This window comes from Vibrio sp. 2130-1 (assembly GCF_033339515.1).
Map to the genome: position 1 here is coordinate 1 of NZ_JAWOUT010000590.1, position 553 is coordinate 553.

Consider the following 553-nt stretch of genomic DNA (forward strand, 5'->3'; position numbering starts at 1 on the left):
ATATGGATTTACAACGTCATAACCTTGTGACGTTCACGTGGGGCAATGTGTCAGGCATCGATAGAGAATCTGGATTGGTTGTTATCAAACCTAGCGGTGTTGAGTACTGCGAACTGAATGCTGAAAACATGGTGGTGGGCGATCTGCACGGCCAAGTGGTTGAAGGGAACCTCAACCCATCTTCCGACACGGCCACGCATCTAGAGCTTTATCGCCATTTCCCGGAGATTGGCGGTATCGTTCACACCCACTCTCCTCAGGCAACGGCATGGGCACAAGCAGGCAGAGCCATTCCCGCGTTGGGCACAACTCATGCGGATTATTTCTACGGACAAATTGCGTGCACTCGCGCCTTGAGCGACGAAGAGATCGCACACAACTACGAGCTCAACACTGGCAAAGTCATCGTCGAAACCATCGGTGATTCAAACGTTATGGCGTCACCCGGAATTTTGGTCAAAGAACACGCACCTTTTACTTGGGGTAAAAGCCCTGCTCAAGCGGTTCACAACGCCGTAGTGGTTGAAGTGGTCGCAGGCATGGCTTTGCAAAC

Annotated in this window: 1 protein-coding gene; it reads left to right on the plus strand. The window is 51.7% G+C overall.

Annotation, left to right across the window (positions count from 1 at the left end):
* Positions 1–2 precede the first annotated feature (2 nt).
* Positions 3–553 (plus strand): L-ribulose-5-phosphate 4-epimerase AraD (gene araD / locus R7Q09_RS27565; RefSeq protein ID WP_318144133.1); only part of this gene is annotated, 551 nt, incomplete at its 3' end.